General features: G+C 60.7%; 10 protein-coding genes. 3 read left to right on the forward strand and 7 right to left on the reverse strand.

Translation table 11 applies throughout. The annotated features are described in order from the left end of the window. Window positions 1–4: 4 nt before the first annotated feature. Window positions 5–1,624, forward strand: a complete 1,620-nt coding sequence (gpmI, locus tag A6A03_RS08725; RefSeq protein ID WP_066786504.1) for a 2,3-bisphosphoglycerate-independent phosphoglycerate mutase — start codon at window positions 5–7, stop codon at window positions 1,622–1,624. Window positions 1,625–1,723: 99 nt separating this feature from the next. On the opposite strand, the gene A6A03_RS08730 is transcribed toward gpmI, so the two are convergent. Together A6A03_RS08730 and A6A03_RS08735 are read right to left on the reverse strand one after the other, a co-directional pair. Beyond that, the gene (locus tag A6A03_RS08730; RefSeq protein WP_245668915.1) at window positions 1,724–4,804 is read right to left on the reverse strand and encodes a response regulator; all 3,081 of its coding nucleotides are present in this window, start codon (window positions 4,802–4,804) and stop codon (window positions 1,724–1,726) included. Next, entirely contained in the window at window positions 4,801–5,757 is a 957-nt protein-coding gene (locus A6A03_RS08735) for a polyamine ABC transporter substrate-binding protein (protein WP_342673056.1), read from the reverse strand. The genes A6A03_RS08730 and A6A03_RS08735 overlap by 4 nt, the downstream gene beginning before the upstream one ends. 267 nt (window positions 5,758–6,024) lie before the next feature. Between A6A03_RS08735 and recJ the strand changes: the two genes are divergently transcribed. Beyond that, window positions 6,025–7,746, forward strand: coding sequence for a single-stranded-DNA-specific exonuclease RecJ (gene recJ / locus A6A03_RS08740; RefSeq protein ID WP_066786507.1), 1,722 nt, complete (start codon window positions 6,025–6,027; stop codon window positions 7,744–7,746). 60 nt (window positions 7,747–7,806) lie between these two features. Here the strand turns inward: recJ and A6A03_RS08745 are convergent, their stop codons facing one another. Further along, window positions 7,807–8,010: a hypothetical protein gene (locus A6A03_RS08745; RefSeq protein WP_066786510.1), complete on the reverse strand. Its 204-nt coding sequence runs from the start codon at window positions 8,008–8,010 to the stop codon at window positions 7,807–7,809. Next, the gene (gene gmd / locus A6A03_RS08750) at window positions 8,007–8,981 is read right to left on the reverse strand and encodes a GDP-mannose 4,6-dehydratase (RefSeq protein ID WP_066786513.1); all 975 of its coding nucleotides are present in this window, start codon (window positions 8,979–8,981) and stop codon (window positions 8,007–8,009) included. Before gmd ends, A6A03_RS08745 begins: the two co-directional genes overlap by 4 nt. 116 nt (window positions 8,982–9,097) lie before the next feature. Here gmd and A6A03_RS08755 point away from each other — a divergent pair, with 116 nt between their 5' ends. After that, complete coding sequence (locus tag A6A03_RS08755; protein ID WP_245668916.1) at window positions 9,098–9,553, forward strand: helix-turn-helix domain-containing protein; 456 nt, start codon at window positions 9,098–9,100, stop codon at window positions 9,551–9,553. Window position 9,554: 1 nt separating this feature from the next. Here the strand turns inward: A6A03_RS08755 and sucC are convergent, their stop codons facing one another. The 3 genes from sucC to A6A03_RS08770 form a co-directional block, all read right to left on the reverse strand. Beyond that, window positions 9,555–10,697 (reverse strand): ADP-forming succinate--CoA ligase subunit beta, encoded by a 1,143-nt coding sequence (gene sucC, locus A6A03_RS08760; protein WP_066786516.1) that lies wholly within the window; start codon window positions 10,695–10,697, stop codon window positions 9,555–9,557. 223 nt (window positions 10,698–10,920) lie between these two features. Beyond that, window positions 10,921–11,799, reverse strand: coding sequence for a DNA adenine methylase (locus tag A6A03_RS08765; RefSeq protein WP_066786908.1), 879 nt, complete (start codon window positions 11,797–11,799; stop codon window positions 10,921–10,923). A gap of 62 nt (window positions 11,800–11,861) precedes the next feature. Then, window positions 11,862–13,442 carry a DUF885 family protein gene (locus tag A6A03_RS08770; RefSeq protein ID WP_066786519.1) on the reverse strand — a complete coding sequence of 527 codons (1,581 nt, stop codon included), beginning with the start codon at window positions 13,440–13,442 and terminating at the stop codon, window positions 11,862–11,864. Window positions 13,443–13,705: the final 263 nt, after the last annotated feature.

The raw sequence follows: 13,705 nt of genomic DNA on the forward strand, positions 1-13,705 counted from the left end.
CCGTATGACCCGTCCCCGTCCGGTGGTGTTGATTATTATGGATGGCTGGGGCGTTGCGCCTCCCGGCCCCGGCAATGCGGCTGATCTGGCCGATACGCCGCACGTTGATGCGTGGATGGCGACCTGCCCCTTCACGACACTAGGCGCTTCGGGGTTGGATGTGGGGTTGCCGGCAGGGCAAATCGGCAACTCGGAAGTCGGCCATCTCAACATCGGCGCCGGCTTCGTTGTCTATCAAGAGCTAACCCGGATCAGCAAAGCGATCGCTGACGGCGATTTCTTTACCAATCCGGCCTTATTGCAGGCGGTCGAGCACGTCAAGCAGCGTGACTCGGCCCTGCATCTGATGGGTCTGTTCGGCCCCGGCGGCGTCCATGCCCACGAGGATCACCTGCATGCGCTGCTTGAGTTGGCCCACCGCCACCAACTGCACCGCGTCTACCTGCACCTCTTCCTCGACGGGCGCGATGTGTTGCCGCGCAGCGCGCTGGGTTTTCTCGATACCTTGGAAGGGGTGATCAACCGGCTCGGCACCGGCGTGATCGCGACGGTGTCGGGGCGTTACTACGCGATGGATCGCGACAAGCGCTGGGAGCGTACCGGCAAGGCGTATGCCGCGTTGGTTGATGGCGTTGGCGAGCAGGCGCCCTCGGCGCGGGCGGCGATTGAAGCCTCGTATGCAAAGGATGTCAGCGATGAGTTTGTCTTGCCGACGGTGATCGTCGGTGCTGATGGCGCTCCCATCGCTACCGTGCGCGACGGCGATGCAGTAATCTTCACTAACTTCCGCCCCGACCGGGGCCGCCAGTTGACCCGCGCCTTCGTTGATCCAGACCTCAACGAGCGCATTCGCCAGCATTACGAGCGGCAAAAAGCCGAGGGCCAGCCGTTGCCGCCGCAGATTTGGCAGCGCGACCGGCAGTTGCGCGATCTATGCTTCGTGACGATGACCCAGTACGAAGAGGGGTTGCCGGTATTGATCGCCTTCCCGCCGCGGTATGTCACGAGCCCGCTGGCGGCGGTGATTAGCCAAGCCGGTATGCGCCAATTCCACATCGCCGAAACCGAGAAGTACCCGCACGTCACCTTCTTCCTCAACGGCGGGCGCGAAGAGCCGTTCCCCGGCGAGGATCGCCAGCTCATTCCCTCGCCGAAAGTCGCTACCTACGATCTCAAGCCGGAAATGAGCGCGCCGGAAGTGACCGAAGCGCTCTTGCAGGCGATCGAGAGCGACCAGTACGATTTCATTGTGGTCAATTACGCCAACCCAGATATGGTCGGCCATACCGGCAGCATTCCGGCGGTGATCAAGGCGTGCGAAGCGGTCGATGCCGGGTTGGCGAAGGTGGTGCCGGCGATTTTGGCCCGCGGCGGGGTGGCGCTGGTGATTGCCGACCACGGCAACGCCGAGCAGATGATCGATCCAGAGACAGGCGGCCCGCATACGGCCCATACGACCAACCCGGCGCCTTGCTTTTTGATCGGCGGCCCCGGCTACGGTAAGGATGACGTGAGCCTGCGCAGCGGCGGGCGGTTGGCCGATGTGGCGCCGACGCTGCTAGAACTGTTGGGGTTGCCGCCGGCAGCCGATATGACCGGGCAGAGCCTGATTGTGCGGCGGTAGGTGGTTTAGTCGCGTGGGAGGCAAGGGCGGGTTTGCAACCCGCCCTTATCATTCGGCATTCATCTGGTTGGTGCCAAGCCAATTGGGGATGGATCCCGCTCATTTCGCCAAGGCACGCACTGCGGCGATCAAATCACTGCGCCGGTAACGACCCTTTTGCAACACGGTTGCGCCGATGTTGGTGAGTACACTCTGCTCATCGTGATGGAGCGTTTTGGCAGTCACTACCACCACCGGCGTGGTCATGGTTTGCCGTATATGATGCAAGAGGGTTAATCCATCGCCATCAGGCAGCATCAAATCAAGAATCACCAGCGCCGGCTTCGCACTAAGCCAGATCGTTTTCCCGGCGGCGCCATTGCCAGCTTCAAGCACATGCCACCCATCGCTTTCTAACGCATGCCGGATCATCAAGCGAGTTGGGGTATCGTCTTCAATCAATAAAATGGTGTTTGATGGCTGTTGGGGTCGTGGCAGTACTGTTTTTACGGTGCGAATCACCGCCTCTACCTCACCCGGCCACCGCGCGCAGCGTATCGCGCCCTCACCACTATCAGCACTGCACAGCCAGATTACAGGGACGGCATCCCAACCGGCGGTAAGCAGCATTGCTTCTACTGATGCGCGTTCATGCGTGGTATCAATAAGCAACGCTGATGGCGGCCGGCGCACGTGAGCAATTGCTTCGGCCAATGATGCTGCCCGTTGGACATGCCAGCCTACTTGTTCGAGTGCGTTTTGGAGGGTGCGGGCTTCGATAGCTGTCACCAATACAATGTCAGGTTGCGGCCAATAGCGAGTTTGCGCAACGGGATCGTCAGGCTCACGCGGGAGCACGATCGGTATATGGATCATGAAACTGATCCCGGCTGGCGTGCGCGGATAGGCGGCCAGTGAACCTCCCATTAACTCGCACAACTGGCGACTCAACGCTAACCCTTGCCCCTCGCCGGCGCGACGCGACTCGGTGGAGGGTAGTGCGAATGGCGTGAGCAAAGCTTTAAGGTGCTGTTCGTTTAGGGTGGCGCCGGTATCGCTGATGGTGACTGCCAGCACATCACGTTGCGCATCTGCCGTTTGTCGCTGCACTTGCACCGTGATAGCGCCATGTCGAGTTGTGGCGGCGGCAAAGCGCAGCGGATGGATCAGCACATGGCGCAGCCGGTTCAGATCGGCGACGATCAAGCCCAAATGCGACGGTCGCTCAACTTCGAGCCGGTTGTGATTATGGCGAATCAGTGGCGCGATCTCGCTCAGCACATCATCTAACAGGGTGTCGAGCGAGAACGGTTCGGGCTGCAAGGTGAGCATCCCCGACTCGATCTTGGCGCTATCGAGCAGAATATTGAGCCGGCTCAGCAAGCGACGACCAGCGCGGGCAATCGTGCCGGCATCTTCGGAGGCTGCCGGACGGTCGGTAAGGGCCTCGCGCAACATTTCGCCCATCGCAATAATGGTATTGAGCGGGTTACGCACATCGTGGTCGAGGCGGGCCAGAAAGGCGCTGCGCTCGCGATTGATGGCTTCGGCGGCCTCTTTGGCTTGTTGCAACGACCCCACCAGCCTCACTCGCGTCAGCGCCTGTCCGGCCAAGCGCGCGGCAATGCCTACATAGGCGATCTCATCGTCGGTAAACGCGTTGGGTTGCGGGCGATACAGGGCCAACAAGGCATAATCTTGCTGATACAATTGGATCGTCGCTGCTACCACCGATCCCTGTAGGTCGGGAAACCCCTGAATTGGATAAGCGCTCAGATCAGCGATATAGCACGGGTTGGCGTGCATCTGTTCGAGGGTCTTGGATGCGACTACTTTGAGGAAAGGATCGCGCCGGTAGCCATGGGTGACTTGCGGGATCCAGAACGTTCCATCTGCTTCGCGGGTGTAAATGCCGATGCGATCATCGGGTTCTTTGCCGGTAGCCAGTGTATCAACCACACACCGATAGATCGCCGCTTCATCAGTCAGATGACTCAAGGCAAGGCTCAGATCGATCAGAACCTGTTCGCTGCGGCTGCGCCGGCGTTCCTGAGCGAGCAAGGCCTCATTTTGGGCGAGCGTACGTTGCAGTTGGAGGGTACGTTGCGCGACCCGATCTTCAAGTTTGACAATCGTTTCATTCAATTCATTGGTTAGCTGGGCGAGAGCACGGGACAGATCGCCGATCTCGTCAGCGCCAACAATTGGGATCGGCGTCTCACGCCAGCCGCTCGCCACCCGTTTGGCCGCGTAGGTCAATGTGGTTAACGGGCGCGTGATATGGCGATTGACGAGCCAACCGAGCGTCACAAAGATGGTGGCACTGCTGCCGATCATCCACAGGATTAAGCCATAACTCATCCAGTCCGCCAGATTGAGCATCGCAGCCGCCTGATCTTGTTCGGTCGCCATCGCTTGCTGGAAGCCATCGATGGCGCGCAGCATATCATCGGTGTGATACTGCAAGGTGATGGCATACTGTTGCAGTTCCCGATCAAGTGTGGTCAGTTGCAAGAAGGTGTTGAGATAGGCGGTCAACCGCTGTTGGAGCAGGGTGTTATCCGGTTCAGGCAGATCAATGGCTGCCGTTCGCAATTGATTAATCTGGATGCGTACCCCATCAATATATTCCTGCCGGCGGGTGCTTAGATATGCTTGCTCCTCCAGTGCGAGCCGCAACCCTCGTTCGCGGAATGCGCTCTCGTGCTGATCAAGCGTTAACCACAAGGCGCGCCGCGCTTCACGAAGTTGATGCTCGATACCATCGATGCGGCGACGCTGCTCAATCTGGGCCGTGATCTGCGCAAGGGTGGCTTGATAGGTATTGAGGATCTGACCCAATTCGTGCGTGGATGGGGTGAGCGAGGTGAATTCGCCGCTCAATGCCTCAAGCTTGCCAAACGCTTGGCGTACTTCTTGCAAGGTGGTCGTGTAAGCAACTACCGTGAGCGGTTCGATAGGTTGGTTGCGATACGCCAGCTCAAGCAGAGCGCTATCATAGCGGTGTGCCGTCAGCAAAGCAATATTGAGCGACAAGGCCGCTTCACGGGCTTGTGCTGCTTTCTCTAGGCGATCGGTGGTGTGTTGGTGAAGTGATGCTTGGATCCATAAGCCGCCGATTGACACCACCAACGAAAGCATAATTGCGCTCACGATACCAATTGTGAGCCGGCGGCGCAAGCAAGGGGATGGCTCATTCATCGCCGCACCTCAGCCCAAGCTGCACGGTAGAGTTCGTAGGTTGCTGAGTCAACATCGACTAACCGGAATAACCGCCCCTCTTGTTCAAAGGCCTGATAGCGTTGGATTAAGCGCTGCAGTTCGTTATCAAGCCGGTCAAAGGCGGCGCGATTCGGTGAAATATAGCGGGTTTTATTCGCTAAAGCCGCCCCGTGTTCAGCCGTCAAGAGAAAATTGATAAATTGCTCGGCGGCGGCGTGGTGAGCGGCATCGGCGAGCACGCACATATTATCAGCCGCGAAAATAGCGCCCTCGGCCGGAATGTCAAACCGGATGTCAGGATCGATGCGCGCTAGTTGGAGAATATCGCCACTCCATTCGATCACTACATCGGCTTCGCCGTTGGCTAAGAAGGTTTGCCCATCATCGCCGGCAAAACGAACAATGCGTCCAGCATGGGTGCGCAACCAATCACGGGCAGCGCCAATGGCGGATGGATCACTTGTATTTGGGCTGTAGCCTAGCTTTATCAGCGCTAATCCGAGGCCAAAGCGGGGGTCATCAATCATCACCACGCGATTGCTGCGGGCCGGGTCGAACACGTCGTCCCAACTGGCGATCGGCTGGCTCTGGGTTGATTGGCGGTAGCCAAAGCCAAGCACCCCCCATAAATACGGCACGCAAAAGCGATTGACCGGATCACTTGCGATTCGATTCAATGCCGGATCAAGATTGGCCAGATTGGGGATCCGTCCACGGTTCAGCATGGCCAACCGCTGCTCGCGGATCAGTCGATCGATGAGTACATCGCTGACGATTACTAAATCGTACGGATCTTTGGCGGTGGTCAGAATGTTGTACAGCTCTTCGTTGTTGCTGTAGGTGTGGTAGACAATGGTAATGCCGGTCTCGTCAGTAAACGCATCGAGTAATGCAGGGTCAATATAGGTGTCCCAATTCAGGATGCGGAGCAGCGCAGGGGGGGGGCGACGCTGGCGGTGGCGGCGGCGCGGCGCAACCGATCATGACCCAGCTTACGAACAGTAGTTTGACGAGACGTGACGTCATTGGATAAAAATTTGGGCGTAACTATTCAGCATTCTCTGCGGTATTCATGATAGCACGGTGATATTACCAACCGGCAATCATTTCGTGCCAATACGGTGCTCGTACCGGCAGTGCGAAAGCGGAGTATAATAATTGCCGCCTGCACTCTGCCCCTCACGACAGGAGTGATGTGTATGTCAGCTCGCCGCCAGCGCTGGGAGATTCGCCCGCCAGCGCCTGCCGATGTTCGCGAACGTCTTGGTCTGCCGCCGTTGCTGGCGACGTTGCTGTACCAGCGCGGGTTGCTTGATCCTGCCGCCGCTAGCGCCTTTCTGGCCGCCGATTACGCTACCGGCTTGCACGATCCGTTTCACATGCGCGGCATGGCTGAGGCCGCAGCCCGGATCGCCGCAGCCATCGATCGCGGTGAGTTGATGGCGGTCTATGGCGATTTTGATGTTGATGGGGTGACGGCAGTCGCGCTACTGACCCAAGCGATTGGTGCAATGGGCGGGCGAATCCGGCCGTACATCCCGCATCGTGCGCGCGAGGGGTATGGCTTGAACAACGTTGCAATCGGCCAGTTGGCCGCCGATGGCGTGCGTTTGCTGATTACGGTTGATTGCGGCATCTCGAACTATGCCGAAGTGGTCGAGGCGAACCGGTTGGGGATCGACGTGATCGTCACCGATCACCACCATCCGCCTGCCGAGCTGCCGCCGGCGTTGGCGGTGGTTAATCCCAAGCAACCCGATTGCGCGTATCCGTTTAAAGGATTGGTCGGGGTTGGGATTGCCTTCAAGCTGATACAGGCACTGGCGCGCTACGGTAAGCGTCCGGCCAATTTGCGCGGACGTGATATGCTCGATCTGGTGGCGCTAGGCACGGTAGCCGATATGGGGCCATTGCTCGACGAGAATCGGGTCTTAGTGCGGGCTGGTCTGATCGCGCTTAATGAGACGGCGCGCCCCGGCGTGCGCGCGCTGATGGCTGCCGCCGGGCTAGCACCCGGCTTGATCGACAGCGGCGCGATTGCTTTTGCGCTCGCCCCCCGCCTCAACGCCGCCGGGCGGCTGGCCGACGCCCGCCGCGCCTACGAGTTGTTGTTGGCCGGTGACCGGGAAACTGCCGATGGGTTAGCCGCCGAATTGAATGCCACCAATCGCGAGCGGCAGGCGCTGACCCGCCAGTTGCAGGCGCGGGCCGAAGAGCTGGTCGCGCAGAGCGGGCGGGCTGAGCAGCCGCTGATTGTGCTCGCTAGCCCTGAATTCAACGCCGGTGTGATCGGGTTGGTGGCGGCGCGCATCGCCGAGACCTACCATCGCCCGGTGGTGGTCATCGAGCAAGGCGGTGAAACCTCGCGCGGTTCGGCTCGCTCGATCCCCGGTTTCAGTATTATCGATATCTTCGATCAATGCGCCGACCTCTTCGTGCGCTACGGCGGCCATGCTGCGGCAGCCGGCTTTACGATTGCCACCGCGCAGATTCCGGCGCTTGAACAGCGATTGCTCACCTTGAGCCGGCAATATTTGCGCGACGACCAACTGGCGCCGCGGCTGATGATTGACGCGGTGTTGCCGTTGACCGAGCTATCGTGGGAGCTGTACGCCGGCATCCAGCAACTGGAGCCGTTTGGGCAAGGCAATCCGCAGCCGATCTTGATGGCGCCAAACGTGACCGCCATCGATCCACAGCCGACCAGCGATGGCGCCCATCTACGCATGCGGGTGCGCGCCGGCAATAGCGTCTTTGAGGCGATCGGCTTTCACTTCGGTCGCTTGGCCGAAGCGTTGCAACGCTACCCGACGATTGATCTCGCCTATCAATTGGCAGTGGATGAATGGAACGGGCAACGGCGGATGCGGTTGCTGGTGCGTGATTTCCGGCGGGCGGGAGGCGCGCGAAACGGTGGATAACACAAAACCGCCCTGCCTATCATCGAGGCAGGGCGGTGCAGAGAGACCGGATGCGAGCGGTTAGGCGTCAGACTGGTTGGTAACCGGTGGTTGGGGCCGGCGCGCCGGCAACGGGTTCACGCCCCACAACGACTGCAGGTGTTGGCGCGCGCCGCCGGTGCGCCGATCGAGCAACATCACGAAGCGACTCGCGTTTGCCAGTCCCAGACGCTCAACCAATGCCGCCCATCCTTCCTCGATCAGCCGAGTCTCGGATTGATTCATCGCATCTGCTCCTTAACTAACTGTAGGTCAGCCTCGACCATCATCTGCACCAGTTCGGAGAACGAGGTGCGTGGTTGCCAGCCAAGCTTCTGGCGGGCCTTGGAGGGATCGCCGATCAGCAGATCCACTTCGGCTGGACGCATAAAGCGTTGGTCGATCACCACATAATCACGATAGTCAAGACCGACATAACTAAACGCCAACTCGCAAAACTCGCGGACTGAATGCGTTTCACCGGTGGCGATCACATAGTCTTCGGGTTGATCCTGTTGCAGCATCAGCCACATCGCTTCGACGTAATCACCGGCGAACCCCCAATCGCGCCGAGCCTCAAGGTTGCCCAATCGCAGCTCCTCATCGAGCCCGAGCTTAATCCGCGCCACACCGTGCGAAATCTTGCGAGTGACAAACTCAAGCCCGCGCCGCGGACTCTCGTGGTTAAACAGGATGCCAGAGGTGGTGTGCATCCCGTAGCTTTCGCGATAGTTCACCGTAATCCAGTGCCCATACACCTTGGCGACCCCGTAGGGACTGCGCGGGTAGAATGGTGTTGTCTCTTTCTGCGGCACCTCCACCACTTTGCCGAACATTTCACTGCTCGACGCCTGATAAAACCGGATGCCGGGATCCACAATCCGCACCGCATCGAGCAAACGGGTAACGCCCAACGCGGTGGTTTCGCCGGTAAAGACCGGCTGCGGCCACGAGGTCTGCACAAAGGATTGGGCGGCTAGATTGTAGACCTCGTGCGGGCGATGCTCGCGCAAAATGTGAATCAGTGACACCTCATCGAGCAAATCGCCGCTGACAAGGGTCAGTTTATCTTGAATATGCTTAATTCGCTCGAAATTGACGGTGCTCGAGCGCCGCACCATCCCGATCACCTCATACCCCTTTTCCAGCAAGAACTCGGCGAGATAGCTGCCGTCTTGCCCGGTAATGCCGGTGATCAATGCGCGTTTCGGAGCCATTGTTCGTTATCCTCTCACATGAGCAGGGCGACACGCCAGCGGCTACTGTGCCGCGGCGACTCAAACGATGCTACTATACAACGGATTGGCGGATCGCGTCTGCTAAGTGAGTTACCATGACCGTTACTGATGAACCGATTGGCCAACGAATTGCCCGGTTACGCGCCAACCTCGGCTGGACGCAGCAGGATCTAGCTGAGCGTCTGGCCATCTCGCGGGTGGCAGTCTCTCACATCGAGTTGGGGCTGTCAATGCCCGGCGAGCGCACCATCACGCTGCTAGCCGGTTTGTTCAAATGTGAACCGCTGCAACTCGTCGCCGGTACCGATTACCCGCCGGCGCGGGCGGAGCGGTTGCCGTTTGTGGCCTGCCGCTACACCGAAGTCGAGTTGCAACTGGCGTTGCTGGCCCGCGATCGGGCTTGGTTAGCCGAGATGGGGGCGGCAGCGGGCCCGCGTGCCGCCGCCATCATTGACGAGTGGCGCTGGCGGCTCGACCGGCTCGCCCGTGAGACGCTCGACCACCGCGAACGGGCGCTGATTGCCGCTGCGCGCCGCGAACTAGACGGCTGATCTACAACTCGCCGCGGGCTGCCGCCACTGCCTTCTGCGCACCTTCGGCCAGCGTGGCCGCCGGGATCAGCTTAGAACCGGCCAGCAATGCCCGTCCGGCCTCTTCATTGGTGCCGACCAGCCGCGCCACCATTGGCACATCGGTGGGCACCTCTTCGAGAGCGGCTAGGATACCGCGCGCGACTTCATCGACGCGAGTGATGCCGCCAAAGATGTTGAACAACACCGCTTTGACGTTCGGATCAGAGAGAATAATCTGCAACGCTGCTTTGACTTTTTCCTTGCCGGCCCCGCCGCCGATGTCAAGGAAATTGGCCGGCTCGCCGCCCGACAGCTTGATCACATCCATTGTCGCCATGGCCAACCCGGCGCCGTTGACCATACAGCCGATGTTGCCGTCGAGTTTGATATAGGTAATATCAGCCTCGCGCGCGCGCCGCTCGGCTTCGGGGTCGGCGGAGGGGTCGCGGAGCGCTGCTAGTTCGGGATGGCGGAAGAGGGCGCTTTCGTCGAGCAGCACTTTCGAGTCGAGCGCGAGCAGGCTGCCATCAGCTTTCACCACCAGCGGGTTGATCTCGGCCAGCGAAGCGTCGTTCTCGACGAAGGCGCGGTACAGGGCGCTGGCGATCTGGGCGAATTGGCGCGCTTGCTTGCCGTCGCGCAACCCAATGCGGAAGGCCAGCTCGCGGGCTTGAAAATCGAGCAAGCCCATCGTCGGGTGGGCGGAAATCTTGATAATGGCTTCCGGGTTCGTCTTCGCGACCTCTTCGATCTCGACGCCGCCTTCGGCTGAGGCGATCATGGTGATCCGCTTGCTGCCGCGATCGAGGATCGCCGACAGATAGATCTCGCGCTCGTAGCTGACCGCTTCGGCGACCAATACCTTCTCGACGGTCAACCCTTTGATATTCATGCCCAAAATCTGCCCGGCCACTTGCTCGGCCTCGGCTGGCGTCTGGGCCAACTTGACGCCACCCGCCTTGCCGCGCCCGCCGACATGTACTTGCGCTTTCACCACCACTGGTCCGCCGATCTGATCGGCGATGGCGCGCGCCTCAGCGGGCGTGACCGCCACGCCGCCACCGGTCACTGGAATGCCGTAGCGCGCCAAGAGATCGCGCGCCTGATATTCGTGCAATTTCATGCCAGATCTCCGCTGCCCGCAACGGGCTTGTCTTGTCGTTTCGGCGTAACCATACCCTTTAAGATCTGTGCGTGATAACTTCGGGAATAGTAGCACAGAAATCGGCGAACTGTCAAATATTTTGCTTGTGCAAAAGTTGTGCATGAGGTAGATCTTTGCTGGATCCCATGCCTTGCTGCGCAGCAAAAGGACGCAGCAAAATGTTTGACACTTCAAGCGTCATTCAATCGCTGGCGAGGTCGTACCGCACCACAATGCCGGTGGGAAAGCTGCACGCGATCAGCTCTTCAACCAGCCCGCGCCGCTTGCCGTCACAGTTGATTTTGCGGCTGGCCAGCACCACATCCACCTCGTAGGCATTGGCATATAATTGATGGGCTAGCGTTGTCGATGAATTGGAAAGCATCACGTAACAGCCGCGCTCGGCGAGGCGGTGGAAGACGGCGGCTAGCCGGCGCTGCTCGGCTTCGTCGAACCCGCGCCGGGTGTAGCTGGTGAACGAGGCGGTGGGGCTCACGGGGACGTAGGGTGGGTCGAAGTAGATGAAATCTCCCGCGTGGGCATGGTCGAGCACGGCGGCGAAGTCGGCGACGCGCAGTTCAGCATGGCGCAAGGCCCGGCTCACTTCGCGCAGGTTGTCGCTATCGACGATCAGCGGGTTTTTGTAGTAGCCGAACGGCGCGTTGAATTGGCCTTTGTTGTTGAGGCGGTAGAGGCCGTTGTAACAGGTGCGGTTGAGGAAAATAGTACGAGCGGCGCGCTCGACGAGCGGGCGCTGGGCAAAGTCGGGCCGGCGATCCCAGCCGCGAATTTCGTAGAAGAAGTCGCGGTCGGTGGCATACGGGCGCAGGCTCTGAAGCAGGTCGATCAGCTCTTCGGCTTGGTCGCGCACGGCCCGGTAACAATCGATCAGTTCCGGGTTCACATCGCTCAAGATCGCGCCCTGCTGCAAGCGGCCTTGGTTCCAGAGGTAGAAGAAGAGGGCGCCGCCGCCCACGAACGGCTCGTGATAGCGGCCAAAGCGTTCGGGAATCCGCCGTGATAGCTCTGGCAAGAGTTGGCTTTTACCGCCAGCCCACTTTAAAAATGGACGCGCAGGCACACATGGCTCCCCGGCAGGCGCGGCGGGCGCGCCCGTCCCCCAGACGCGATTGTAGAAACGCATTATAACACATCGGTCGCCGCCAGCAGCCGGCTGAGCACCGGCAAGGGCGGTGCGCCAAATGACAGGACGGCGTCGTGAAAGCGGCGCAGCGAAAAGTGTTCACCCCAGCGTTGGTGCATCCGTTCGCGCAGCCGGATCAGCGCCAAGCGGCCCACGGTATAACAGATGACTCCCGGATCGAGCGCGGCCCGGCGCGCTTCGCGCAGAGCGAGCGGCGGCTCGATCCCGGCCTCGGCGCGAAATCGCTCGGCGGCGGCGGCGAGATCGATCGCGCCGGTGTGCAGATCCACCGCTACGACCAGCCGGCAGGCGCGCAAGAGGGCCTCACCGGCCACTGCCGCCGCGAGCCGGGGATCGTACCCATCAAGGCCGGCAGTTACTGTCATTTGCTCGACATAATGCGCCCAACCTTCGAGGTGGCACATGCTCCAGAAGTGGCGGGCCAACCGGCCCGGCGCGCGCGCGATGAAGGCAAGGTGCAGGTAATGGCCGGGGTAGGCTTCGTGGAGGGCGGCGACTGCCAGCGCTGGCCGGCCAAAGGCGCGCAACCATACCGCTTGTTCGTGGGTTGGCCATGTGGGATCGGGCAGGCTGACGGCCACCTGTGCCGGCCCGCTCCGTCCCGGCGGGATGAGACTCAACGCCGCCCAGCGGGCAAACGGCGGCGAGATCGCCACTTGCGGTAACGTTGTGTCGATCAGACTCACCAGCTCGTGGCGCGCGAGCAAGGTGCGGGCGTGGGCAATCCAGTGGCGCAATTCGTCCAACACGTGGTCAGCCGGCGGATGGTCGGCGGCCAGCTCGCGTAGCAGCCGGCGATAGTCGCGGTGTGGCGCGAGCGCGCTCAAGACATCGCGCTGCCGGCGCAGTTCGGTTTCGCCCAAGGCGCGCAGTCGTTCCGGCGAGAGGCTGATCTGCTCAGCCAGCCGCAGCCAATCGCTGAAGTAGGCGGCGCCGAGACCCACTTCCTCAACGGCGGCAGGCAGGTGTTCCACCTGTAAAAAATGGCTAAACGCTGCCAGTGCGGTGAGCGCCGCGCGCGCAGCGGCCCGCAACTCGCGGTTGGGCAGATGGGTGCTATTGAGCGTGGCTGCGGCGAGCTGGAGCGCAATCAGCGCCTCTTCGATCGCCAGCCGGCTCAGGGGACGGCGGAGGTTGGCGCGCGCGGTTTCCAACAGGCCGGGAATGGCGCGCAGTTCGGCCAAGAGCGCGTTACATTCGGCTGCATCACTGGTCTCTAACCGGCGCGGGTCAAGAAAGGCCAGTCCGGCATAGTAGCGGGGATCGCGGCGGTGCGGCTGCAACGTGCTCAGTTGCCAGATGGCCCATTCGAGTTGCCAACTCAGCAAGGCATGATCGAGCCGTTCGGCGACGGTGTGCGGCGTAAGGTGCTGCAACGCCGCGGCTAAAGCCCGGTAACGGGCCAGCCGGGCCGCGATTGCCGCTGGGCTATGTTCGCCAATCACCGGCGGCGGCGGTAAGCCGCTCGCGGCGGCTTGGGCCGGATGCGCTGCGGTATATTCGGCCAAAAACTCTTCGATCAGGCCGGCGAGGGTTGTCGCAGAGAGTGGCGCAACCACGAATGATAGCCCTCCAAGCGCAGATGTTTTCTGGTTCTCGATGGCATGCGAAAGGATTGCCGGCTACTGGCCGGTTGCGGCGTATGGTGGCCACGTTGCTGTGCGCCATCTTGTCTCTCTAGTATCAAGACAGAAGGGGGCATCTGTCAACAGGGTTTGTTCACGGTTTTGCGCTGAAAGGGCGGCAATCCCCCGCGAGCACGGGAGATATGCCTGTACAGGTTGCTTACGCTGAAGTGGGGAGATTGCTTCGGTCGGGCGGC

Origin of the sequence: Chloroflexus islandicus, assembly GCF_001650695.1 — a bacterium.
In the GTDB taxonomy this organism is placed as follows: Bacteria; Chloroflexota; Chloroflexia; order Chloroflexales; family Chloroflexaceae; genus Chloroflexus; species Chloroflexus islandicus.